The organism is Clostridium massiliamazoniense (genome assembly GCF_001403635.1).
In the GTDB taxonomy this organism is placed as follows: Bacteria; Bacillota; Clostridia; order Clostridiales; family Clostridiaceae; genus Sarcina; species Sarcina massiliamazoniense.
Genome location: NZ_LN879468.1, coordinates 579,774 through 604,146, shown reverse-complemented (window position 1 = coordinate 604,146; position 24,373 = coordinate 579,774). Strand labels below are relative to the sequence as shown.

Genomic DNA, 24,373 nt, shown 5'->3' with positions numbered 1-24,373 from the left:
ATTTAGAGGAGAAATGTAATGAAAGTAGCTGTATTTTTTGGAAGTAAATCTGATACAGAAATAATGAGAGGAGCTGCAAAGGCTTTAAAAGAATTTGGTATAGAATATAAAGCTTTTATTTTATCTGCTCATAGAGTTCCAGAGCAGTTAACACAAACTCTAAAAGAAGTTGAAAAAGATGGTTGTGAAGTAATAATAGCAGGAGCTGGTCTTGCTGCTCATCTGCCAGGAGTAATAGCTTCTCAAACTTTATTACCAGTAATAGGAGTTCCTATAAAAGGAGCTATTGAAGGGTTAGATGCTCTTTATTCTATAGTACAAATGCCTAAATCTATTCCAGTAGCAACTGTTGGAATAAACAATAGTTATAATGCGGGGATGCTTGCAGTTCAAATTTTATCATTAAAATATAAAGATATAAAAATTAAATTAGAAGATTTTAGAGAAACTATGAAGGAAAATTTCATAAAAGAAAATAGAGAAGGGATTGAATTATAATGGAAAACAGAGAAATGATATATGAAGGAAAAGCAAAGGTTATTTTTAGAAGTAATAAGGAAAATGAAGTTATAGTTTATTATAAGGATGATGCAACAGCTTTTAATGGAGAAAAAAAAGGATCTATCGAAGGAAAAGGAACACTTAATAATAATATCACTTGTTTAATATTTGACATGCTAGAGAAAAATGGGGTAAAAACACATTTAATAAAGAAGCTTAATGAGAGAGAGCAATTGTGTAAAAAAGTAGAAATTGTACCTTTAGAAGTAATAGTTAGGAATGTTGCGGCCGGAAGTATGGCTAAAAGATTAGGTCTTGAAGAAGGATTTCAATTAAAAACAACAATAATGGAAATATGTTTAAAAGATGATAAATTAGGAGATCCATTAATAAATGATTATCATGCAGTAGCAATTGGGGTTACAACATTTGAAGAATTAAAAGAAATTTATGAAATGACAAATAAAATAAATAAGTTATTAAAGGACTTTTTCTTAAAACAAAATATTAAATTAATAGATTTTAAATTAGAATTTGGAAGAACAGAAAATGGTGAAATTATATTAGCTGATGAAATATCACCAGATACTTGTAGATTTTGGGATGCAAATACTAATGAAAAATTAGATAAAGACAGATTTAGAAGAGATTTAGGTAATGTAAAAGATGCTTATGTAGAGATATTAAATAGAATAAAAGGGTAATTTCTTAAATGGGGTGTGAATATATGTATGATTCTATAAAAGATAAAATGGAAGAGGAATGTGGGGTTTTTGGTATTTTCTCTAATGAAAATACAGATGTAGCTAGATATACTTATTATGGATTATATGCTTTACAACATAGAGGGCAAGAGAGCGCAGGCATTGCTGTGTCAAATGGTGAATCTATAAACATGCATAAAAATTTAGGATTATTTACTGAAGCATTTACTGAAAGAGACTTAGAAAAATTAAAAGGGAATATAGCTATAGGACATGTTAGATATTCTACTTCTGGTGATACAAGAATAGAGAATGCCCAACCTTTAGTAAGCTCAACCAAGTTGGGGAATATAGCTATATCTCATAATGGTAATCTAGTTAATGCAGATATTATGAAAGAAATATTAGAGGATTCAGGTTATGTATTCCATACTACTAGTGATTCAGAAATTATAATGAGTTTAATAGCTAGAGGAGCAAAAAGAGGGATTATAAAAGCGATTCATGGTGCTGTACAAGCTGTAAGAGGGTCTTTCGCTTTAGTAATATCTACTAAGGATCAACTTATAGGAGTTCGTGATCCTAATGGAATAAGACCTTTATGCATTGGAAAATTAAATAATGATTATATTCTTTGTTCAGAAAGTTGTGCTATAGATGCTATTGGAGGAGAATTAATTAGAGATGTTAATCCAGGAGAAATAGTCATTATATCAAGAGAAGGAATTAAGAGCATTATTTACTCAGAAAAAACAATTTGTGAGACTTGTGCTTTTGAATATATATACTTTGCTAGACCAGATAGCGTAATCGATGGAATAAATGTTCATTTAGCAAGAGTAAGGGCGGGTGAGATGTTATTTAAGCAAAGTCCAGTTGAAGCTGATGTAGTTATAGGAGTTCCTGATTCAGGAATATCTTCAGCAGTTGGTTATGCAAAAGCTTCAGGAATACCATATGATATTGGATTTGTTAAAAATAAGTATGTAGGAAGGACTTTTATTTCGCCAAGTCAAGAAATGAGAGAAAAAGCAGTTTCAGTAAAGTTAAACCCATTAAAACCAAATGTAGAAGGTAAAAGAGTGATTTTAATTGATGATTCTATAGTAAGAGGGACGACTTCTAAATACTTAGTAGAATCACTTAGAAGGGCTGGAGCTACAGAAGTACACTTTAGAGTTGCATCTCCAGTTGTTAAATATCCCTGTTACTTTGGTATTGATACACCATATAGAAAAGATTTAATAGGTGCAAATAATTCATTAGAAGAAATAAGAGAAGCTATAAGTGTTGATTCCATAGATTATTTAAGCATAGATAATTTACTAGAAAGTTTAAGTGATGGGAATAAAGGATTCTGTTTAGGTTGTCTAAATGGTATTTATCCAGTTTCAACACCAATAGAAAAGGGAGAAGATTTATAAAGGAAAGGTAGGAGTTTTATATGGTAACAACCTATAAAGAAGCAGGGGTTAATATAGAAGAAGGATATAAGTCAGTATCACTTATAAAGGAATATGCAAGAAAAACATTAACATCAAATGTTTTAAGTGGATTAGGAAGCTTTGGAGCTTTTGTGGAACTTCCAGAAGGGTATAAAAAACCTGTTTTGATTTCTGGAACAGATGGAGTTGGAACTAAGTTAGATGTAGCTTTTAGAAGAGAAATTTATGATACCATTGGTATAGATTGTGTGGCCATGTGCGTAAATGATATTTTATGTCATGGTGCAAAACCGTTGTTTTTTTTAGATTATATAGCTTGTGGGAAATTAGAGGCAGAGGTAGCAGCTGATATAGTAAAGGGAATTTCTAATGGGTGTATTGAAAGTGAGTGTTCTTTAGTTGGGGGAGAAACAGCAGAAATGCCTGGATTCTATAAAGAAGGAGAATATGATGTTGCGGGTTTTGCTGTTGGTGTAATTGAAAAGGAAGAGATTATAGATGGAAGCAAAATAAAAGAAGGGGATATTCTTATAGGTTTACATTCTTCTGGGTTACATTCTAATGGTTATTCTCTTGCAAGAAAAATATTTGAGAATTTGGATGAAAAGATTGGAGATAAAAGTGCAGGAGAGTTATTATTAACTCCAACAAGAATATATGTTAAACCAATTTTAGAACTGTTAAAAAGTATTAAGATAAACGGAATGGCTCATATAACTGGAGGGGGATTTATAGAAAATATTCCGAGAATGTTTGGAAATAGAAACTTTACAGCAGTCATAAATAAAGCATCTTACAATATTCCAATTTTATTTAAGGAAATAATAAAAAGAGGTGTATCAGAAGAACATATGTATAATACTTTCAACATGGGAATAGGGTTTGTTATAGCTATAGATAAAGAACAAAAAGAAAATGCTATGAAAATATTAAAGGAATTAGGAGAAAATCCAGTGGAATTAGGTTATATTAAAACTGGAGGTGAAGGGATTTGCTTAGAATAGCTGTTTTAATATCTGGTGGGGGAAGTAATCTTCTTTCAATAATAGATAATATAGAAAGTGGATACTTAGATAAAATTGATTTAAGATATGTAATAAGCGATAGAGAAAATGCTAAGGGGATAAATATAGCTAAAGAAAGAGGTTATAACACTATTGTTTTAGATATGAATGAGTACGGAAAAAAATTGAGTGATGAAATTTTAAAAAAATTAAATAATAAGGTAGATTTTATTGTGTTAGCTGGATATTTATCGATTTTAACAGGGGATATAATTAAAGTTTTTAATAATAAGATAATTAATATTCATCCTTCTTTAATACCTAGTTTTTGTGGGAAAGGAATGTACGGAATAAAAGTACATGAAGCGGCTATAAAAAAGGGGGTAAAATATTCTGGTTGCACAGTACATTTTGTAAATGATGGAGTAGATGAAGGAAAAATAATAGATCAAAGTATAGTTAAAGTTTATAAAGAAGATACAGCTAAAGATCTTCAGGGAAGAATTTTAAAAGAAGAGCATAAATTACTTCCAAAGGTTTTAAAGGAATTAAGTAGTAAGAAATCAATAGAAGATTATGATTTGGTAACTTCAAATTAATTTTAAATGGAGGATATTATGATTAAGAGAGCATTAATTAGCGTTTATGATAAAACTGGAATATTAGAAATGGCAAGGTTTTTAAGAAAATGTGATATTGAGATAATATCATCAGGTGGATCTTATAAGTATTTAAAAGAAAATGGAGTAGAAGTTACTGAAATTAGTAAAATAACTAATTCTGATGAAATGTTAGATGGAAGAGTTAAAACTTTACATCCTGTTATTCATGGAGGAATTCTTGCTATAAGAGATAATGAAGAACATATGGAAACACTAAAGGAAAGAAACATAGAAACTATAGATATGGTTATTGTTAATCTATATCCTTTCTTTGAAAAAGTAAAAGAAAACATAGGTTTTAATGAAAAAGTAGAATTTATAGATATTGGTGGTCCAACTATGTTAAGATCAGCTGCTAAGAATTTTAAAGATGTTGTTGTAATAAGTGATATAAATGATTATAAAAAAGTAATAAATGAAATGAAAGAGGGAGAAGTTTCTTTAAGAACTAGGAAAAAATTAGCTGGAAAAGTATTTAATTTGATGGGGGCTTATGATTCAGCGGTTTCTAATTTTCTTTTAAATGATGAGGAGGAATTTGGGGATTATTTAAGCTTATCATATAAAAAAATTCAAGATTTAAGATATGGAGAAAATCCACATCAAAAAGCAGCATATTATGTTTCAACTGAAGTAGATGGTGCTATGAATAATTTTGAAGTTTTGAATGGGAAAGAATTATCCTATAATAATATAAAAGATTTAGATATAGCTTGGAAAGTAGTTAATGAGTTTGAAGAAATAGCTTGTTGTGGACTTAAGCATAATACACCTTGTGGAGTTGCCATCGGAGAAAATATAAGTGAAGCTTATTTAAATGCTTATGATTGTGATAAAACTTCTATATTTGGAGGAATTGTTACAGTTAACAGAAAATTAGATAAGAAGACTGCAATAGAGATGGTAAAAATATTTTTAGAAGTAGTAGCAGCACCTGATTTTGATGAGGATGCTCTAGAGGTATTAAGAACAAAGAAAAATTTAAGAGTCTTAAAAATGAATAAAAAACCAGCAAATAATAAGTATGTAGTATCAGTAGATGGTGGAATCCTAGTTCAAGATGAGGATAATAAATTTATAAACTCATTAGAGGTTGTAACTAAAAAAGTTCCTACAGCAGAGGAAATAGAAAGCCTAAAGTTTGCGATGAAGGTTGTTAAATATGTTAAATCTAACGCAATAGTTGTTGCAAAAGGGAAAAAAGCAGTAGGAATTGGTGGCGGTGAAGTAAATAGAATCTGGCCAACATCTCAAGCTTTAGAAAGGGGAGAAGGAGCGACAGTTCTTGCATCTGATGCATTTTTCCCATTTGATGATTGTGTTAGAGAGGCAGGAAAATATGGAATAAAAGCTATAATTCAACCTGGTGGTTCTATCAATGATAAGCTATCAATAGAAGCATGTAATGAATTAGGAATAAGTATGATTTTAACAGGCGTAAGACATTTCAAACATTAATTATTTAGGAGAGTTTTAGTTATATGAAGATATTATTAATAGGATCAGGTGGTAGAGAACATGCTATAGCAAGAAAGATATCTAAAAATGAGAAGGTTAGTAAGATATATTGTGCTCCAGGAAATGGTGGAACTGCAATAGAAAATAAATGTGTGAATATAAATATAAATTCCATTGAAGAATTAAAAACATTTGCTATTAATAACAAAATAGATTTAACTATAGTTGGACCTGAAAAACCTCTTATAGATGGAATAGTAGATATATTTAAGAAAGAGGGACTTAAGGTATTTGGTCCAAGTCAGAAAGCTGCAATGTTAGAGGGAAGTAAAAGTTTTTCAAAAGATTTTATGAAGAAATATACAGTGAAAACAGCAGAACATGAGTCCTTTAGTGACTATAAAGAAGCTTTAAATTACTTAAGAAAAAAAGAATTTCCTATTGTTATTAAAGCTGATGGATTGGCTGCTGGAAAGGGAGTTTATATTTGTCATAATTATGATGAGGGAAGAAATGCTTTAAAAGAGATTATGATAGAAGATATATTTAATGGTGCTGGAAGTATAGTCGTAATAGAGGAATATTTAGAAGGGGTTGAAGCATCTATATTATCTATAACAGATGGGAAAACAATAAAACCATTTATTTCTGCAAAAGATCATAAACAAATTTATGATGGTGGTAAAGGGCCTAACACAGGAGGGATGGGTGTACTAGCTCCCAATCCATATGTTACAAAAGAAGTAATGGAGGATTTTGAAGAAAATATAATGAAAAAAACTTTAGAGGGAATAAAAGAAGAAAATTTAGATTTTTGCGGAATAATATTTTTTGGAATAATGATAACAAAGAAAGGATGTTATTTATTAGAATATAATGTGAGAATGGGAGATCCAGAAACACAGTCAGTATTAGAATTAATGGACAGTGATTTGTTAGAGTTGGTTGAATATAGTTTAAAAGGGAGTTTAAATTTATTTGATTTACGATGGAAAAATAAGTCCTGTTGCAATATTGTTTTAGCTTCTGAAGGATATCCAGGACCTTTCAATAAAGGGGAAGAAATAGAATTTAATAAAAAGATGATAAATAATATTATATTTGCTGGTTCTAAATTAGATGGAGATAAAATGATAACATCAGGAGGAAGAGTTCTTTCTGTACTTGGAGTGGGAGATAGCAATAAGGAAGCAATTTTAGATGCTTATGATAAAATAAACTTCATTGAATTTAAGGGGAAATATTTTAGACATGATATAGGGATGTAAAAAAAGAGTATCATAAAGTAGAATTTAAAATTCTGCTTTAAAGATACTCTTTTTTTGTGTATATCTAAGAAGTTATTAATTATTCTTTTAAAAGGTAGTATTATACAATAATAAACTCTTAAATAAAATACTCGTAAATGATAATTAAAAAACAAAAAATATTAAAAATATATTATTAATAAAAATAAATTAAATGATTGATTAATCAAAAAATAATGGTAAAATTAGGATATGTAATTATTTTCATTTAATACAAGGGGGATTTTTATGGCTAAAAGAGCTTTTAAAAAAAAGGCTAAAAAATTAGTAGTATTCTGTACACTAACTTCTATATTGTTAGGTGCAACAATTACAACTTTTCCTATAACAACAGTACAAGCTGTTGAAAAACAAGCACAAACTCAAAAGCAAAATCAAAAAAGAAATGTAATGTATTATGGAGATTGGTCTATATGGGGAGGACAAGGAAATTTTTATCCAAAAGATATTCCTGCTGATCAATTAACTCATTTAAATTTTGCATTTTTAGATTTTGATGCTAATGGTAATTTACAGTTTACAGATAAAGATGCAGCTGTTGGTGCTCCTGTTGGTGAAACTGGAGTTCAATGGGGAGGAGCAAACGCTGGAATTCTATCAGCTTTCCAAGAATTAAGAGCTAAAAATCCAAATTTAAAAATAGGTATATCTGTTGGAGGATGGTCTAAGTCAGGTGATTTTTCAGAAGTTGCAGCAAATGCAGCTGCAAGAGCTAACTTTGTAAAGAATATGGTTAAATTTGTAGAATATACTAATATGGATTTTGTTGATTTAGATTGGGAATACCCTGCAGAAAAAAGAGATCCAGATAAAGTTGATAATCAAAATGATGAAGGAACAACAAAAGCAAGACCAGAAGATAAAGAAAATTATATAAAATTATTACAAGATTTAAGAAATGCATTAGATGCTAAGGGAAAAGAAATAGGAAAAACATATGAAGTCTCTGTAGCATTGCCAGCACCTAAAGCAAAATTAGATTTAGGTATTGATATAGATAAATTATTTGATATTGTAGATTTTGCTAATATAATGACTTATGATATGAGAGGAGCTTGGGATGAAACAAGTGGACATCAAACAGGATTATATGCAAATCCTAATGATCCAAATCTCGAAGCTGGTTTATCAGTAGATCAAAGTGTTAATTATTTGATAAGCAAAGGTGCAGAACCAGAAAAAATAGTTGTTGGAGCTGCTTATTATACAAGAGGTTGGGAAAAGGTATCAGAAGGTTCTGATTCATCACTACCAGGACTATTTGGAAATGCTGAAATTGTAGCGAAAGATGCAGATCAAACACCATCTAGAGGTGGTGCTAATGAGGCTCCTCTAAAAGTTGGTGAAGGTGGAAGAAGAGGTGGAGTTTGGTCTTATGGCAGTTTGGATAAGCTTAAAGCAGCATATCCTGGATTGAAGGAATATTGGGATGATACAGCGAAGGCACCTTATTTATATGATTCAAAAACAGGAGCATTTTTCACTTATGATAATCAACGTTCTGTAACTGAGAAAACAAAATATGTAAATGAAAATAATTTAGGTGGAATGATTGCTTGGATGGCATCACAAGATGCAAAAACTTCTTCTGGTAAAAGAGATGAATTAACCAAGGTTACGAAGGAAGGTCTTTTTGGAGCTGCTAAATTACCTGAAAATAAAATAGTTTATTCAACACTTGATATAGAATGTACCATTAAAACTGTAAAAGAAGAATGGGGCTCAGGTGGTGGATATGAAATTACAATAAAAAACAAAGAAGCGCTTCAAGAATCAGATGCAGTTTTAAAAGAGGTTGAAAGAGGAGGAGAAACAATAAAAACTCCTAAATTATATATAGCTAGTGATGTTTCATTAACTGCTGGAGATCATATGGCTGGTGTGGTATCAACAAAAGATGGAATAACATCAGTTGATTTAAAAGGTGTTTGGGAAGGAAAAAATATAGAACCAGGACAAAGTTATACATTTAAATTATCAACACCGACAGCTCAAGAAGATACATCTGCTATAAAGGGTATAAATATAGTTCAACGTATGAATGAAAGTGGAACAGAAATAGCAAAACAAAATATATATGGTAAAGATTTCACTGAACCTGGTGATGGAGAAGAAGCTCAAAATACAGCACCTGTAATAAATGGAGTTGAAAATAAAACAATATTAGTTAATGAAAAATTTGATAAGCTAGCAGGAGTTACTGCTATGGACAAAGAAGATGGAGATTTAACATCTAAAATAAAAGTAACAGGAGAAGTTGATACTTCAAAAGTTGGAGAGTATAAATTAACTTATTCTGTAACTGATAGTAATGGTGTTGAAACTAAAAAAACAATAATTATTACTGTTAAAGATAACGTAGTTAATAAGGATACTTATGATCCTTCTAAAATTTATTTAACAGGAGATATAGTAATTTATAATGGTAAAAATTACAAAGCTAAGTGGTGGAATCAAGGAGAAGCTCCAGATAAAAGCGCTGCTTGGGAACTAATAGTTGAAATTAATGAAGATGGAAGTATAGATTATACACAAGGAAAAGCCTATAATAGTGGAGATATGGTTAGATATAATAATAAAAATTATAAAGCTAATTGGTGGACAAATTCTATACCTGGAAGCGATTCATCATGGCAATTAATATAATAGAATATCTATAATAGAAAAAAAAACCTTAGTAATTTTGGTTTCTTAACTAATGGAAACTTATTACTAAGGTTTTTTATTATATTTTTTAAATTATATAAGGAATTGTAACAACTGCAATATCCCTATGTTTTAATAAAGAGGCTCTTACTATAAAACTTAACTGATTATGAAGTAAGTTATCCCAATTTTTAGATGTAACTAATTGTGGTAAAACTACTGTTAAGGTATTATTAGGAGCAATTTCTTTATTAGTTTTTTCAATAAATTTTATTAATGGTGATCTTATTTCTCTATATGGGGAATCTATTATAACTAATTCAACACCTAAATTATAAGAATTCCATTCTTTTAAAAGATTTTCAGTCCATGCTTTGTTAGTTGAAATATGAACCACAATTAATTCATCAGCTACTGATTTTGCATAGTTAAAAGCTTTAACAAAGCTTTTATTAAATGAACTAACTGGTAATATAAAATACCTTTTTCCTTCTTTAGGATTTGCTTTAAAGCAATTACAATTTATAGCTAATGCATCATTAGCTATTTTATAATGCTTATGTATTTTAATCATTAAATAAACTAAAAAAGGGATTAATAAACAAATAACCCAAGCACCTTCTAGGAATTTAGTAGCAGTTATATCTACGGCAGTAAAGGCTGTCATAATAGCTCCAAGCCCATTTATAAACATTTTACCTACCCATCCCTTAGGTTTTTTTCTCATCCATCTAACAAGCATACCGAATTGAGCTATTGTAAATGAAATAAATACACCTATAGCATATAATGGTAGTAAGGCATCTGTATTTCCATTAAATCCTATTACTAATAAACTTGATACTACTGCTATTAATAATATACCATTAGAGTAACTTAGTCTTTTACCAACTTTAGTTAGTTGTCTAGGTGCATATCCATCTTTAGCTATTATTGATAGTAGTAATGGTAACCCAGAAAATGCAGTATTTGCAGCCATAACTAATATAATTGCAGTAGTTGCTTGGATAAAGTAATACATTACATTACGTCCAAATACCTGTGTAGCAATTTGTGATATAACTGTTTGTTGATCAGATGGTACTGCATTATATATTGTTGATAAATAAGATAATCCACCGAATATAAGGAATACTAAAAGTGCTAATAAGAATAATACAATTTTAGCATTTCTTTGAGATGGTTTTTTAAATGCAGGAACCGCATTACTAACTGCCTCTATACCTGTTAACGCAGTACAACCAGAGGCGAAAGCTTTTAGGAATAATAGTATACCTATATTTTTTGAAAAAGTAGGTAGCGGATATAATGCTTTAGGTTGATAATGAAATACGTGATATTTTATTAACCCAAATACTATCATACTTAAAATTCCCAATACGAAAGCGTAAGTAGGAACACCAAATACGGTAGATGCTTCTTTTATTCCTCTTAAATTTCCTATAGTTAATAATATAATGAGAATTACTGTTATTAATACTTTATAGGGCAATAACTGTGGTATTGCTGATGTTATAGCTTCAGTACCAGCTGTTCCACTAACGGCTACTGTTAAAATATAGTCAACCATTAATGCAGCAGCAGCAGTTAAGCTAGCTTTAGGTCCTAAATTATCTTTTGCAACTATATAAGCCCCTCCACCTTCTGGATAACAATCAATAACTTGTTTATATGAAAAAATAAGTAAAAACATTAAAAATAATATCATTACCGATACATATAACATATACTTGTATGAATATAATCCGGCTACAGGTAATAGTACTAATAATATAGCTGACCCAGCATACGCAACTGATGATATAGCATCACTTGCTAATATAGGTAAGCCCCACAAAACATTCAATTTGCTTTCCTTTACATCATCATTTTTTAAAGACTTTCCAAGTAATAAATTTGAAATGTTCATTTTTTCAATTTCCACCTCTACGTGTATTATGTTTTAAATAAATTTAATGTTGTTGTAGTTGTATATAATGACTCTAATTATATATATTGCAATAAAAATTGCAACCAAGAACATTTATTAATACTTTATTAAAAAATCATTTAAATTAATGAATTAATAAATTTTATCTTTATTATTTAATAAAATACAATTTAATTTTTGTATAATGAAGTATATCTTTATTATGCCTTAGAGCTCTAAGAAAAATTATTAATATAAATTTGTTAGTACATAAACAATATTTGTTAAGTTAATTTTAGATTTATTAATAAATTAAAAAAATTACTTTCAAAATAAAAAGTAAATTTAAGAATGATTAAAAAAAATAATATATTAATGAAAGAAATAAATTTAATAATAAAAATAAGATTTTATATTTTGAATTAAATTCTTTAGATAAAGGGATTTTACTTTTTATGAAGTTGCTGAAAATATTACAACTTGATAAAATATAATTAATTTTAAAATAAAAAAATAAATTTAATTATAAATTATATTTAAAAAAATATGATATTTTTTGTTTTAATAAGATGATATTAAATTCTAAATCTAGGAGGATATTATGGAATCAAAAAGACAAGATTATATTTCATGGGATGAATATTTCATGGGAATAGCTTTAATAAGCTCTTTTAGGAGTAAAGATCCAAATACACAAGTTGGTGCATGTATAGTTGACAAACATAATAAAATAATTGGAATAGGATATAATGGGCTTCCTATAGGATGTTCTGATGATGATTTTTCTTGGGAGAATACAGGAGATTTTCTTAATACTAAATATCCATATATTTGTCATGCTGAATTAAATGCAATTTTAAATAGTATTGGAAAGGAACTAGAGGGATGTAAAATATATTCTACGTTATTTCCTTGCAATGAGTGTGCTAAAGCTATAATACAATCTGGTATTAAAGAAGTTATATATCTCTCAGATAAATATAGCAATACAGAAAGTGTAAAAGCATCAAAAATAATGTTTGAAAAAGCTAAAATAAAATATAATGAATTAACTTCTGAGAGGGAGACTTTAATTCTTTCATTTAATAAATTATCCTAAATTTTTTAATTTAGGATAATTTATTATTATATTGGAAATACTTACTAAAAAGACTTACAAGATTTCTAAAATTTTATTGACAGTTCCATGTAATTGTAGTATATTTTGATTATCAAAATAACTGCTTTGAAAATCAAAATATTTAACTTATGATAAAGTTTGTAGTAAAATATTTAATTAAGGAGCTGATAATAATGGAGAAAAGTAAAGATGTATTAAATAAACTTTTTGTTGAAGTTTTTAATGATATATTATTAATTGAGCAACAAAGCTTTAAAAATGGAATATTATCTGATTTATCCGTAACAGAAATTCATACTATAGAGGCTATAGGATATAAAGAATCTAAAACTATGTCTGAAATAGCTAATAGTTTAAATATAACTGTTGGTACATTAACTACTGCTATTAATAAGCTAATAAAAAAAGATTATGTAGAAAGAAAGAGAATTGAAACTGATAGACGAGTTGTATTAGTTCAACTTACTAGAAAGGGAAAATTAGCTTATAGAATACATGAAAGATTTCACAGAGAAATGATAAACAATGCACTTAGTTCTCTTAATAGTGAAGAAGAAAGAGTATTAGTTGACGCTTTAGAAAAAATGACAGTGTTTTTTAAAGAAAAATATATAGATGAAAATTTAAAGGAGAATGATTATGAGTAACTCTAAAATAATAGGAATAGGCTCTTATGTTCCTTTAAATGTATTAACTAATTCTGATTTAGAAAAATTAGTTGATACAAGCGATGAATGGATAGTATCAAGAACAGGAATAAAACAAAGACATATTTCTGTTACAGAAAATACTTCTGATTTATCTACTAAAGCAGCTATAGAAGCTCTAAATAATAGCAATTTAAAAGCAGAAGACTTAGACTACATAATAGTTGCTACATGTACCCCAGATAAATTTATTCCATCTACTGCATGTATAGTTCAAAAAAATATAGGAGCTAAAAACGCTGCTGCCTTTGATGTTAGCGCAGCTTGTACTGGGTTTATATATGCATTACATCTTGCATCTTCATTAATAAAGGCCGATACAGCAAAAAACATCTTAGTTATAGGAGCTGAGGTTTTTTCAAAAATACTTAATTGGGAAGATCGTTCTACATGTGTCTTATTTGGAGATGGAGCTGGTGCAGCTATTTTATCAAAAGATGAAGAATATGGAATAATATCATCTAAAATACATTCTGATGGAGATAAATGGGATGCTTTAGTAGTTGATGCACTTAATATAAGAAATCCTTTTGTAGATAAAGAAAAAAGTGATAATTTTGTGTCAATGAATGGTGGAGAAATCTTTAAATTTGCTGTTAAAGCTTTTGAAGGTGCAGTTAAAGAACTTACATCAGAAGCAAATATCTCAATTGATGACATTGATTTTGTAATACCACATCAAGCCAATTATAGAATCATAGAAACTATAGGAAGAAGACTAAATATTCCTATGTCTAAATTCATAACCAATTTAGAAGATGTTGGAAACACATCTGCTGCTAGTGTTCCACTTGCATTATATGATGGAGTAAAATCTGGCAAAATAAAAAAAGGTGATAAAATTTTATTAATAGGCTTCGGTGGAGGTTTAACTTGGGGTGGAACCCTGATTAAATGGTGTTTGTAATTTAATTTCATATAAATTATAATAAATTTAAATTTTAGGAGGAATACAATATGGTATTTGAAAAAATAAGAACAATAATATGTGACAAGTTAGAGATAGAAGAAAGTAAAGTTACTTTAGAAACTACTTTTGAAGATTTAGGAGCAGATTCATTAGATCTATTTGAAGTAATAATGGATATTGAAGAAGAATTTGATATTAAATTAGAAGAAGCAAATGACATAAAAACTGTTAAAGATGCAGTAGATTATGTTGAAAAATTAATAGGTTAATTTCATTTAATAATATGAGGCTATATATCTATAGCCTCTATAAATTTAAAGTTTAGTTGGAGGGCTTTATGAAAAGAATTGCTTTTTTATTTGCAGGTCAAGGATCTCAATATGTAGGTATGGGAAAGGATTTTTATGAAAATTTTAAAGAAAGTAAGGAAATATTTGATAAGGCAAATAAAATTTTGAATAGAAATATTACCGACATATGTTTTAATGGTCCAATAGAAATGCTTAATAAAACTGAGAATACACAACCTTGTATTGTTACTACTAATATGGCTATACTAAAAGCCTTAAATTCTTTAGGAGTTCATTCTAATATATCCTGTGGATTAAGTTTAGGAGAGTATTCAGCACTTTTAAACAATAATGTTTTAAAGTTTGAAGAAATAGTGAAATTAGTCGAAAAAAGAGGAATATTTATGCAAGAAGCTGTTAAACCTGGTGTTGGTGGAATGGTAGCAGTTTTAAAATTATCAGAAAATGATATAAAAGAAATATTAGAAAAGTGTTCTCACTATGGAATAATTGAATGTGCTAATTATAACTCACCAACACAAATAGTATTATCAGGCGAATTAACAGCTTTAGATAGAGCAATAGAACTAGTAAAAGAAAAAGGCGGAAGAGCAGTTAAACTTCCTGTTTCAGCTCCATTTCACTGTTCAATGCTAGAACCAGCTGCTGAAAAATTATCAGAAGAACTTGCTAAAATTACTGTTAATGAGATAAATGGAACTGTACTTTCAAACGTTAAAGGTATAAGCTATGATAAATCAGATGATGTTAGAAAATTATTAAAAACTCAGGTTGAAAACTCTGTATTATTTATGAAGAACATAGAATATATAAAAAGTTTAGGTGTAGATATATTTGTAGAAATAGGACCAGGTAAAGTTCTAAGTGGATTTGTAAAGAAAATATTTAAAGAAGCAATTATATTAAATGTAGAAAATATAGAATCATTAAATAAAACAATAAATGTATTAAAAGAAATGGAGGTAATTTAGTAAATGTTAGAAAATAAATGTGCCATTGTAACAGGAGGCACTAGAGGTATAGGAAAGGCTATAGTTTTAGAACTTGCAAAATTAGGTGCTAACTTAGTTATAGGTTATAGAAGTTCTGATAAAGAGGCTGAAGAATTAAAAAGTGAAGTTGAGAGTTTGGGAAGAAAAGCTATATTAGTAAAGGGTGATGTCTCAGAAGTTGCTTATGCAAAAGAACTTATTTCAACTTGTAAAGATAACTATGGTAAAATAGATATTCTTGTTAATAATGCAGGTATAACAAAAGATAATCTTATTTTAAGAATGAGTGAAAGTGAATTTGATGATGTAATAAATGTGAATCTAAAAGGTACTTTCAATTGTTCAAAAGAAGTTTCAACGGTTATGCTTAAACAACGATATGGAAAAATAATAAATATGGCTTCTGTAATAGGTGTAATAGGAAATGCAGGGCAAGCAAATTATGCAGCATCAAAAGCAGGTATAATAGCTTTAACAAAATCAATGGCTAAAGAACTTGGCTCTAGAGGAATTCTAGTAAATGCTATTGCACCAGGATTTATTGAAACAGATATGACAGCAAAATTACCTGAAGAAGTTAAAAAGTCTATAAAAACTAATATTGCATTAAAAAAATTAGGTGCACCATCCGACATAGCTAAATTAGTAGCATTTTTAGCATCAGATAACTCAAATTATATAACTGGGCAAGTAATAAATATTGACGGCGGAATGGTAATGTAAAAAGGAGTAGATTTAAATGGAACATAGAGTAGTTATAACAGGACTTGGAGCAATAACTCCAGTCGGAAATAATGTGAATGAATTTTGGAATAATATAAAAGATGGCGTTTGTGGAATTACAACAATTGATAAAGAAAATTATTTTGATACAACAGAATATGATGTTCATATAGCAGGAACAGTCAAAAATTTTAGTGCTGAAGATTATTTGGGAAAAAAAGAAGCGCGTAGAAGTGATAAATTTGTTCATCTTGCAATTAAAGCAGCAGATGAGGCTATGGAGGATGCAAAATTAAAAATAGAAGATATTGATCCTTATAGATTTGGAGTTATTGTAGGATCTGGAATTGGTGGATATACAACAATGGAATCTCAAATGGAAGTATTATTAAAAAAAGGTCCAAAAAGAGTATCACCATTTTATATTCCTAGTTCAATAATAAATATGGTTTCTGGTACATTATCAATGAGATATGGTGCAAAAGGTATATCAGCTTCTACTGTAAGTGCTTGTGCATCAGGAGCAAGTTCTATAGGGGATGCTTTTAGACAAATAAAACATGGTTATATGGATATAGTTATTGCTGGAGGTTCAGAAGCGGCAATAATTAGATCTGGAATTGCAGGTTTTTCTAACCTAAAAGCACTAAGTACATCACAAGATTTAGAAAGAGCTTCAATCCCATTTGATAAGGAGAGAAATGGATTTGTAATGGGTGAGGGAGCTGGTATATTAATACTAGAAAGTTTAGAAAGTGCTAAAAAAAGAGGAGCTAAAATTTATGGTGAAGTTATTGGATACGGAGCAACAAGTGACGCTTATCATATAACATCTCCAAATCCTAATGGTGAAGGTGCCGCAAAAGCAATGGAAAGCGCTATATTAGAAGGCGGAATTAATAAAAATGATGTAGCTTATATAAATGCTCACGGAACAAGTACAGCTGCAAATGATAAAGTTGAAACTCAAGCAATAAAAAATTGTTTTGGAGAGAGAGCATATGATATTTCTATTTCTTCAACAAAATCAATGACAGGACATTTACTAGGTGCAGCTGGAGCTATAGAAGCCATTATTTGTGTTAAAGCTATGAATGATAGTTTTGTACCACCAACTATTGGTTATAAAGTTAAAGATGAGGCATGTGATTTAAATTACACACCAAATGAAGGAGTTAATAAAAAAATTGATTATTCATTAAGTAATTCACTTGGTTTTGGTGGCCATAACGTTTCATTATTATTTAAAAATTATAATTAGAGGTGGTTATAGTGAATATAACAGAAATTAAAGAATTAATTGATAAAATAGATAATTCAAATATAAGTTTATTTGAATTAAAATTAGATGATAATTATTTAAAAATGGATAAATCAGAAGTGAGAAACACTTCCTCTTCTGATTATTCTAATTATGAAAGTGATAAGTCAATCGATACAAACAAAAATATCAGTAGCAAAATAGAAAATAATATAGAAGTTTTAGATAAGAAAAGAGACTCTGTTGATTCTTTAGAAAAAGAAATAGATGAAAATTTAACAATAATAACATCTCCAATGGTAGGAACATTTTATGAAGCACCTGGAGTTGATTTAGATCCATTTGTTAAAGTTGGTGATTCTATTAAAGAAGGTGATACTCTTTGTATAATAGAAGCTATGAAACTTATGAATGAATTAGAATCAGAGATAAATGGAGAAATAGTTTCTATTATGGTTAAAAATGGAGAGATGGTTGAGTATGGAAAACCTTTATTTAAAGTTAGGAGGAAATAATTAATGTTAGGAATTAATGATATAAAGAAAATATTACCACACAGATATCCTTTCTTATTGGTTGACAAGGTTGAATATCTTGAAGAAGGATCTAAAGTGATAGCATATAAAAATGTTACTGCCAATGAGGAATTTTTCCAAGGGCATTATCCAGAATATCCTATAATGCCTGGTGTATTAATAGTAGAGGCATTAGCACAAACTGGAGCTATTGCTTTACTTACAAAAGAAGAATTTAAAGGTAAAACTCCACTTTTTGCAGGTATTAATAAAGCTAGATTTAAAAAACAAGTTGTTCCCGGAGATGTTCTAAAATTAGAAGTAGAAATAACAAAATTAAAAGGACCTGTAGGAATAGGAAAAGGAACTGCATCTGTTGATGGTAAAATTGCTTGTAGTGGTGAAATTTTATTCGCAATACAATAGGTTAGGTGATTTTTATGTTTAAAAAAGTATTAATTGCAAATAGGGGTGAAATAGCTGTAAGAGTTATACGTGCCTGTAGGGAACTTGGAATTTTAACTGTAGCGGTTTATTCCGAAATGGATAAAGATGCACTTCACGTAAAACTTGCTGATGAAGCCGTATGTATTGGACCATGGAACTCAAAGGATAGTTATCTTAATATAGCCAATATATTGAGTGCCTGTGTTCTAACAGGGGCAGAAGCTATACATCCTGGATTTGGATTTTTATCTGAAAATCCTAGATTCGCAAAGATGTGCGAAGAATGCAATATAAAATTTATAGGTCCATCTTGGCAGGCTATAGAACTTATGGGAAATAAAGCTAGAGCAAGAGAAATTATGAAAAAAGCAGATATTCCTATAGTTCCAGGATATGAAGGCGTTATAGAATCAGCAACACATGGTTTAAGTATAGCTAAAGAAATTGGATTTCCTGTCATGATAAAAGCAGCAGCTGGTGGTGGCGGTAAAGGAATAAGAATAATAAGAAAACTAGAAGAATTTGAATCAAATTATAATAATGCAAAAGCAGAAGCTAAAGCAAATTTTAATGATGATACAATGTATATAGAAAAATTTATAGAAAATCCAAAGCATATAGAATTTCAAATATTAGCTGATAGTTTTGGAAATGTAGTTCATTTATTTGAAAGAGATTGTTCTGTTCAACGTAAAAATCAAAAAGTTATAGAAGAAGCTCCATCTAGTATATTAAATGATGAATTAAGAAAAATAATTGGTTCTGCAGCTATTTCTGCTGCAAAAGCTGTAAATTATGAAAATGCTGGAACTATAGAATTTCTTTTAGACAAAAATAATAATTTTTATTTCATGGAAATGAATACTAGAATACAAGTAGAACATCCAATAACTGAAATGATAACTAATATTGATTTAGTTAAAGAGCAATTAAGAATAGCTTCAGGTGAAAAATTATCTATTTCTCAAGATATGCTTACTATAAATGGTCACTCTATAGAATGTAGAATAAATGCTGAAGACCCTTATAAAAACTTCATGCCTTGTCCAGGTGTAATAGAAAGCGTTAATATTCCCGGTGGATTCGGTGTAAGAATGGATACTGCCATTTATCCTGGTTATAAAATTCCTCACTGTTATGATTCAATGATAGGTAAATTAATAGTCCATGGTAAGGATAGAAATGAAGCTATAATTAAGATGAAAAGGGCTTTAGATGAATTTGCAATAGAAGGTGTTACAACTAATATAGATTATCATTTTGATATATTAAATGATGATAAATTTATAGATGGTTCATATGATACATCATTTTTATCAAATAAGTTGGTGAATAAATAATGTTAACAGATATACTAAATAGAAGAAAATTAATAACAGTAAGTAAAGTTGAACTAAAATCTGAAAAAAAAGATAAGCCTAATATCCCTACAGGAATGTGGAGTAAATGTAATAACTGCAATGCTCTTTTATATACAGAAGATTTAAAAAATAATTTAAATGTATGTCCTAATTGCAATTATCATTTTAGATTAAATTCTAAAGAAAGATTAAAAAATATATTAGATGAAAATACATTTGTTGAATTAAATTCTACTCTAAAAGGGAGAAATCCTCTAAATTTTGAAGGATATAATGAAAAAGTTAAACTTACTGAAAAAATGAGCAATTTAAATGAAGCTGTTATAACAGGAATTGGAGCTATAAATCATATTAAAGTTGCTATAGCTGTAATGGATCCTAATTTTATGATGGGAAGCATGGGATCAGCTGTAGGTGAAAAGATAACAAGATTAATCGAATATGCTACAGAAAAAAAGCTTCCATTACTAATTTTCACAGCTTCTGGTGGTGCTAGAATGCAAGAAGGAATATTTTCTCTTATGCAAATGGCGAAAATAAGTGGAGCTTTATATAGACATTCAGAGGCTGGACTTTTATATATAACTATATTAACAGATCCTACTACTGGTGGAGTTACTGCAAGTTTTGCAATGGATGGGGATATTATATTAAGTGAACCAAATTGCTTAATAGGATTTGCTGGTAGAAGAGTAATAGAAAAAACAATAAATGAAAAATTACCAAATAAGTTTCAACAATCAGAATTTTTATTAGAAAAAGGATTTGTGGATAAAATAGTAAATAGAAAAGAGTTAAGACATTTACTAAGTAAAATTTTGAAAATTCACGAGGTGTAAAATGAGTAGAGATTTAATAAGAACAATGAGTTGTTGGGAGAAAGTAGAAACAGCTAGAAGACTAGATAGACCTACAGCTAAATTTTACATTGAGTCCATTTTTGATAGTTTTATAGAATTGCATGGAGATCGTTCATTTGGTGATGATAAAGCTATTATGGGTGGAATAGGAACTTTAGCAAATAGATCTTATACTATAATTGGTATATGTAAAGGTGAAAATACAAAAGAGAATATAGAAAGAAATTTCGGAATGCCACATCCAGAGGGATATAAAAAAGCACTGAGATTAATAAAACAAGCAGATAAATTTAATAGACCAGTAGTATGTTTTATAGATACACCGGGGGCTTTTTGTGGATTAGAAGCCGAAGAAAGAGGGCAAGGTTATGCTATTGCTGAAAATCTAGTTAGTTTAATGGGAATAAGAGTTCCTATAATTTCTATTGTAATAGGTGAAGGTGGTAGTGGTGGAGCATTAGCTCTAAGTATTGCTGACAAAATTTATATGCTAGAACATTCTATTTATTCTATATTATCACCAGAAGGATTTGCTACTATTTTATGGAAGGATAGTAGCAGAGCAAAAGAAGCTGCTGAAGTAATGAAAATAACAGCTCAAGACTTAAAAAACTTTAATATTATTGATGGAATAATAAAAGAACCTTTAGGGGGAGCTCATAAAAATCCAGATAGAGCTTCTTTATTAATAAAAAAAACAATTTTATCAGCAATAGATGAATTAGCTGATTTAGATGCAGAAACACTTAAAAATAATAGATATAATAAATTTAGAACAATTGAACAATCACTATAAAAATAGTAAGAAATGAATATATATTCATTTCTTACTATTTTTTTATATATGTTAATATTAAGTTCACTTTCATATTTTTTTTCTTTTTGGAAATGCTATTTATGAAAGGAGTTTTTTATATGAAAATTAAACTAAATAGAATTGCTGCTATATTACTTTCAACTTTAATGTTATTTTTTATAGCTATTACACCACTCACTGTAATGTCTGATGAAAAAACATCTACTGAAAAATCATCTGCTTTAGATGTAGATGCAAAATCTGCTTTATTAATGGAGGTTTCTAGTGGTAAAATAATATATGAGAAAAATCCTAACGAAAAATTCGCACCTGCTTCAGTAACAAAAATAATGACAATGTTACTTACAATGGAATCTGTAGATTCAGGGAAAATTAAATTAAATGATAAAGTAACAGTAAGCGAAAATGCAAAAAAAATGGGTGGAAGCACAATGTTATTGGATACTGGAGAAATTAGAACTGTTGAAGAACTCTTAAAGGGAGTGGCTATAGCATCAGGAAATGATTCAGCAGTTGCCCTTGCTGAATATTTAGGTGGAAGTGAAGAAGCCTTCGTAGAAATGATGAATAAGCGTGCTAGTGAATTAGGGATGAAAAATACTACATTTAAAAATTGTACTGGATTACCTATACAAGGACATTTATCAACAGCTTATGATATATCAATAATGTCTAGGGAACTTCTCAAACATGAAACTATTTTAAAATTTTCAGGGAAATATATGGAAACAATTTCTGAAGGCAGAAGAAGTCCTATAGAATTAGTGAACCATAATAAATTAGTAAGATTTTTTAATGGGTGTGATGGTCTTAAGACCGGTTTTACAAATGAAGCTAAATATTGTATATCAGCAACAGCTAAAAGAGATGGAACTAGGGTTTTAGCTGTAATAATGGGTGCCCCTACCTATAAAGTAAGAAATAGAGATGCAAGTATGTTGATGAATTATGGTTTTTCAAAATTTGAAAGTAGTAAAATAGCAACTAAAGATTCAGAAATTGAAAAATGTATATTTAATAAAAAAGGAGATAAATACATAATATTAAAAGCCTGTACTGATTTAACTTTAACATATCCAAAAGGTATGAAGGAAAAAATAGTTAAAAAGGTTAAAATAGATGATAACAAGACTGTTTTCAAAGCTAATGAAAAAGCAGGTAAGTGTGAATACTATATAGATGATAGTTTAATAGGAGAAATAGATCTTTACTCTGATAGAGATTTAAATTTAAATAGTTTCTTGGAAAAAATCAAAATTAAATTTAATAGTTTATTTTCTTAAAAATTGATAACAAAAGGAAGTTTGAAAGACTTCCTTTTGTTTAAGTATTTTGATATTATTATATAATTAAATAAAATGTTAGGAGAGTTGTTCATGGCAATGCCAATAATAAAAATATCTAATTTTGATGGGCCATTTAATTTATTATTACATTTAATAAAAAAAAATGAAATGGATATAAATGAAATTAGAATAGAAGAAATAGTAAAACAATATTTAGATTATATAAATTTTATGAAAGAATTAGATTTAGAAATAACTTCAGAATTTATTGTAATGGCAGCTACGCTTATAGAAATAAAATCAAAAACTTTACTACCAAAAGAGCAGAAAGAGGAAGAGGATAAAGATCCGACAAAAGAACTTTTAGTTAAACTTAATGAGTATAAAAAATTTAAACTTATAGCGGAATATTTTAAAGGCAAGGATTTTGATGCTGGTACATCATTTACAAAAAAGCCTGAAATAATAGAAGATGTAAAAGAAATTGATAACTTTAATTATCTAAAAAATACTTCTATGTTAGATTTATATAATCTATACAATAAGTTAATGAGATTATATAATGAAAAACAAAATCATGGAAATGTTATAGAAAAAAAAATAAAAGTAGATCAATATAAAATTAAAGATAAAATTAAATTAATAAAAAATAGTATAAAATTCAAACCAATAGTGAATTTTTCTGATATAATAATAAATTGTCAATGTAAATTAGAAGTTGTAGTTACATTTCTAGCTTTATTAGAAATGATTAAAAATAATGAAATAACAGTCATTCAAAATAATAATTTTGATGAAATAATAATAGAAAGGAATAATGAATTTGAATAATATATCTCAAATAGAATTCAAAGAAGTATCAAATAAAAAAAGGTTATTTTCAATAATAGAATCACTACTTTTTGTTAGTGGAGATCCATTAAGTCCAATTGAAATATCTAAAGCAATGGATTTACCAATAGAGGAAGTTTTATCTGTATTAAAAGAATTAGCATTAAATTATGATAATGAAGATAGAGGAATAAACTTAATAACTATTAATGGAAATTTTCAGTTAGTAACAAAAAATGAAAATAGTATTTTCATACAAAAATTACTAAAAAAGAATACAAGGCAATCTTTATCACAAGCTTCTTTAGAAAGTTTAGCTATTATAGCTTATAAACAACCTATAACTAAAATAGAAATAGATGAAATACGAGGTGTAAAAAGTGAAAGTGCTATTCAGAGATTAATAGAAAAAAATTTAATTGAAGAAACTGGACGAGCAGATGCCCCTGGAAGACCAATATTATATGGAACAACAGATGAATTTCTAAGACATTTTGCATTAGGTGAACTTAATGAATTGCCTTCAATTGAATTATTTGATGATAACAATGAAACAAAAAAAGAGAGTTATGAAAGATAATTTTTCATAACTCTCT

At 28.6% G+C, this 24,373-nt stretch carries 24 protein-coding genes; 23 read left to right on the top strand and 1 reads right to left on the bottom strand.

What is annotated here, in order from left to right:
- Positions 1–18: 18 nt before the first annotated feature.
- From purE to ARA19_RS09770, 8 genes are all read left to right on the top strand, one after another.
- Entirely contained in the window at positions 19–498 is a 480-nt protein-coding gene (purE, locus tag ARA19_RS09805) for a 5-(carboxyamino)imidazole ribonucleotide mutase (RefSeq protein WP_055070787.1), read from the top strand.
- Positions 498–1,205, top strand: a complete 708-nt coding sequence (gene purC / locus ARA19_RS09800; RefSeq protein ID WP_055070786.1) for a phosphoribosylaminoimidazolesuccinocarboxamide synthase — start codon at positions 498–500, stop codon at positions 1,203–1,205. The genes purE and purC overlap by 1 nt, the downstream gene beginning before the upstream one ends.
- Positions 1,206–1,228: 23 nt before the next feature.
- On the top strand, positions 1,229–2,629 hold the full coding sequence (gene purF, locus ARA19_RS09795; RefSeq protein WP_242862423.1) for an amidophosphoribosyltransferase: 1,401 nt from the start codon (positions 1,229–1,231) through the stop codon (positions 2,627–2,629).
- 20 nt (positions 2,630–2,649) lie between these two features.
- Positions 2,650–3,654, top strand: a complete 1,005-nt coding sequence (gene purM, locus ARA19_RS09790) for a phosphoribosylformylglycinamidine cyclo-ligase (RefSeq protein WP_055070784.1) — start codon at positions 2,650–2,652, stop codon at positions 3,652–3,654.
- A complete protein-coding gene (gene purN / locus ARA19_RS09785) occupies positions 3,642–4,253 on the top strand; it encodes a phosphoribosylglycinamide formyltransferase (protein WP_055070783.1) in 612 nt (203 codons plus the stop codon). Before purM ends, purN begins: the two co-directional genes overlap by 13 nt.
- Positions 4,254–4,271: 18 nt before the next feature.
- Positions 4,272–5,774 carry a bifunctional phosphoribosylaminoimidazolecarboxamide formyltransferase/IMP cyclohydrolase gene (gene purH, locus ARA19_RS09780; RefSeq protein WP_055070782.1) on the top strand — a complete coding sequence of 501 codons (1,503 nt, stop codon included), beginning with the start codon at positions 4,272–4,274 and terminating at the stop codon, positions 5,772–5,774.
- A 23-nt stretch (positions 5,775–5,797) separates the two neighbouring features.
- Positions 5,798–7,042, top strand: a complete 1,245-nt coding sequence (gene purD / locus ARA19_RS09775; protein ID WP_055070781.1) for a phosphoribosylamine--glycine ligase — start codon at positions 5,798–5,800, stop codon at positions 7,040–7,042.
- Between the two features lie 267 nt (positions 7,043–7,309).
- Complete coding sequence (locus ARA19_RS09770; protein ID WP_084764572.1) at positions 7,310–9,727, top strand: glycosyl hydrolase family 18 protein; 2,418 nt, start codon at positions 7,310–7,312, stop codon at positions 9,725–9,727.
- A gap of 88 nt (positions 9,728–9,815) precedes the next feature.
- On the opposite strand, the gene ARA19_RS09765 is transcribed toward ARA19_RS09770, so the two are convergent.
- Positions 9,816–11,636, bottom strand: coding sequence for an APC family permease (locus ARA19_RS09765; protein WP_055070780.1), 1,821 nt, complete (start codon positions 11,634–11,636; stop codon positions 9,816–9,818).
- A 601-nt stretch (positions 11,637–12,237) separates the two neighbouring features.
- On the opposite strand from ARA19_RS09765, the gene ARA19_RS09760 reads away from it, so the two are divergent.
- The 15 genes from ARA19_RS09760 to scpB all read left to right on the top strand — a co-directional run bounded on the left by ARA19_RS09760 (position 12,238) and on the right by scpB (position 24,357).
- Entirely contained in the window at positions 12,238–12,735 is a 498-nt protein-coding gene (locus ARA19_RS09760) for a deoxycytidylate deaminase (protein ID WP_055070779.1), read from the top strand.
- 194 nt (positions 12,736–12,929) lie between these two features.
- Complete coding sequence (locus tag ARA19_RS09755) at positions 12,930–13,403, top strand: MarR family winged helix-turn-helix transcriptional regulator (protein ID WP_055070778.1); 474 nt, start codon at positions 12,930–12,932, stop codon at positions 13,401–13,403.
- Positions 13,396–14,370: a beta-ketoacyl-ACP synthase III gene (locus tag ARA19_RS09750; protein WP_055070777.1), complete on the top strand. Its 975-nt coding sequence runs from the start codon at positions 13,396–13,398 to the stop codon at positions 14,368–14,370. The genes ARA19_RS09755 and ARA19_RS09750 overlap by 8 nt, the downstream gene beginning before the upstream one ends.
- A 50-nt stretch (positions 14,371–14,420) precedes the next feature.
- Positions 14,421–14,642 (top strand): acyl carrier protein, encoded by a 222-nt coding sequence (acpP, locus tag ARA19_RS09745; RefSeq protein ID WP_055070776.1) that lies wholly within the window; start codon positions 14,421–14,423, stop codon positions 14,640–14,642.
- Positions 14,643–14,710: 68 nt separating this feature from the next.
- Entirely contained in the window at positions 14,711–15,655 is a 945-nt protein-coding gene (gene fabD / locus ARA19_RS09740; RefSeq protein ID WP_055070775.1) for an ACP S-malonyltransferase, read from the top strand.
- Between the two features lie 3 nt (positions 15,656–15,658).
- Positions 15,659–16,399: a 3-oxoacyl-[acyl-carrier-protein] reductase gene (gene fabG, locus ARA19_RS09735; protein WP_055070774.1), complete on the top strand. Its 741-nt coding sequence runs from the start codon at positions 15,659–15,661 to the stop codon at positions 16,397–16,399.
- A gap of 16 nt (positions 16,400–16,415) precedes the next feature.
- On the top strand, positions 16,416–17,660 hold the full coding sequence (fabF, locus tag ARA19_RS09730) for a beta-ketoacyl-ACP synthase II (protein ID WP_055070773.1): 1,245 nt from the start codon (positions 16,416–16,418) through the stop codon (positions 17,658–17,660).
- An 11-nt stretch (positions 17,661–17,671) separates the two neighbouring features.
- Positions 17,672–18,175 carry an acetyl-CoA carboxylase biotin carboxyl carrier protein gene (gene accB, locus ARA19_RS09725; RefSeq protein WP_055070772.1) on the top strand — a complete coding sequence of 168 codons (504 nt, stop codon included), beginning with the start codon at positions 17,672–17,674 and terminating at the stop codon, positions 18,173–18,175.
- Positions 18,176–18,178: 3 nt separating this feature from the next.
- On the top strand, positions 18,179–18,601 hold the full coding sequence (fabZ, locus tag ARA19_RS09720) for a 3-hydroxyacyl-ACP dehydratase FabZ (RefSeq protein WP_055070771.1): 423 nt from the start codon (positions 18,179–18,181) through the stop codon (positions 18,599–18,601).
- A gap of 14 nt (positions 18,602–18,615) precedes the next feature.
- Positions 18,616–19,962: an acetyl-CoA carboxylase biotin carboxylase subunit gene (locus tag ARA19_RS09715; protein ID WP_055070770.1), complete on the top strand. Its 1,347-nt coding sequence runs from the start codon at positions 18,616–18,618 to the stop codon at positions 19,960–19,962.
- Positions 19,962–20,822 carry an acetyl-CoA carboxylase, carboxyltransferase subunit beta gene (gene accD / locus ARA19_RS09710; protein ID WP_055070769.1) on the top strand — a complete coding sequence of 287 codons (861 nt, stop codon included), beginning with the start codon at positions 19,962–19,964 and terminating at the stop codon, positions 20,820–20,822. The genes ARA19_RS09715 and accD overlap by 1 nt, the downstream gene beginning before the upstream one ends.
- A gap of 1 nt (position 20,823) precedes the next feature.
- Positions 20,824–21,639: an acetyl-CoA carboxylase carboxyltransferase subunit alpha gene (locus ARA19_RS09705; RefSeq protein ID WP_055070768.1), complete on the top strand. Its 816-nt coding sequence runs from the start codon at positions 20,824–20,826 to the stop codon at positions 21,637–21,639.
- A gap of 119 nt (positions 21,640–21,758) precedes the next feature.
- On the top strand, positions 21,759–22,943 hold the full coding sequence (locus tag ARA19_RS09700) for a D-alanyl-D-alanine carboxypeptidase family protein (RefSeq protein ID WP_055070767.1): 1,185 nt from the start codon (positions 21,759–21,761) through the stop codon (positions 22,941–22,943).
- A gap of 93 nt (positions 22,944–23,036) precedes the next feature.
- Entirely contained in the window at positions 23,037–23,777 is a 741-nt protein-coding gene (locus ARA19_RS09695) for a segregation/condensation protein A (RefSeq protein ID WP_055070766.1), read from the top strand.
- Entirely contained in the window at positions 23,770–24,357 is a 588-nt protein-coding gene (gene scpB, locus ARA19_RS09690; protein WP_055070765.1) for an SMC-Scp complex subunit ScpB, read from the top strand. The genes ARA19_RS09695 and scpB overlap by 8 nt, the downstream gene beginning before the upstream one ends.
- Positions 24,358–24,373 lie beyond the last annotated feature (16 nt).

Bases quoted from the DNA above. Each gene is read 5' to 3' on its own strand.
- purE (WP_055070787.1), top strand. From the start codon at position 19: ATGAAAGTAGCTGTATTTTTTGGAAGTAAATCTGATACAGAAATAATG.
- purC (WP_055070786.1), top strand. From the start codon at position 498: ATGGAAAACAGAGAAATGATATATGAAGGAAAAGCAAAGGTTATTTTT.
- purF (WP_242862423.1), top strand. From the start codon at position 1,229: ATGTATGATTCTATAAAAGATAAAATGGAAGAGGAATGTGGGGTTTTT.
- purM (WP_055070784.1), top strand. From the start codon at position 2,650: ATGGTAACAACCTATAAAGAAGCAGGGGTTAATATAGAAGAAGGATAT.
- purH (WP_055070782.1), top strand. From the start codon at position 4,272: ATGATTAAGAGAGCATTAATTAGCGTTTATGATAAAACTGGAATATTA.
- purD (WP_055070781.1), top strand. From the start codon at position 5,798: ATGAAGATATTATTAATAGGATCAGGTGGTAGAGAACATGCTATAGCA.
- ARA19_RS09770 (WP_084764572.1), top strand. From the start codon at position 7,310: ATGGCTAAAAGAGCTTTTAAAAAAAAGGCTAAAAAATTAGTAGTATTC.
- ARA19_RS09765 (WP_055070780.1), bottom strand. From the start codon at position 11,636: ATGAACATTTCAAATTTATTACTTGGAAAGTCTTTAAAAAATGATGAT.
- ARA19_RS09760 (WP_055070779.1), top strand. From the start codon at position 12,238: ATGGAATCAAAAAGACAAGATTATATTTCATGGGATGAATATTTCATG.
- ARA19_RS09755 (WP_055070778.1), top strand. From the start codon at position 12,930: ATGGAGAAAAGTAAAGATGTATTAAATAAACTTTTTGTTGAAGTTTTT.
- ARA19_RS09750 (WP_055070777.1), top strand. From the start codon at position 13,396: ATGAGTAACTCTAAAATAATAGGAATAGGCTCTTATGTTCCTTTAAAT.
- acpP (WP_055070776.1), top strand. From the start codon at position 14,421: ATGGTATTTGAAAAAATAAGAACAATAATATGTGACAAGTTAGAGATA.
- fabD (WP_055070775.1), top strand. From the start codon at position 14,711: ATGAAAAGAATTGCTTTTTTATTTGCAGGTCAAGGATCTCAATATGTA.
- fabG (WP_055070774.1), top strand. From the start codon at position 15,659: ATGTTAGAAAATAAATGTGCCATTGTAACAGGAGGCACTAGAGGTATA.
- fabF (WP_055070773.1), top strand. From the start codon at position 16,416: ATGGAACATAGAGTAGTTATAACAGGACTTGGAGCAATAACTCCAGTC.
- fabZ (WP_055070771.1), top strand. From the start codon at position 18,179: ATGTTAGGAATTAATGATATAAAGAAAATATTACCACACAGATATCCT.
- ARA19_RS09715 (WP_055070770.1), top strand. From the start codon at position 18,616: ATGTTTAAAAAAGTATTAATTGCAAATAGGGGTGAAATAGCTGTAAGA.
- accD (WP_055070769.1), top strand. From the start codon at position 19,962: ATGTTAACAGATATACTAAATAGAAGAAAATTAATAACAGTAAGTAAA.
- ARA19_RS09705 (WP_055070768.1), top strand. From the start codon at position 20,824: ATGAGTAGAGATTTAATAAGAACAATGAGTTGTTGGGAGAAAGTAGAA.
- ARA19_RS09700 (WP_055070767.1), top strand. From the start codon at position 21,759: ATGAAAATTAAACTAAATAGAATTGCTGCTATATTACTTTCAACTTTA.
- ARA19_RS09695 (WP_055070766.1), top strand. From the start codon at position 23,037: ATGGCAATGCCAATAATAAAAATATCTAATTTTGATGGGCCATTTAAT.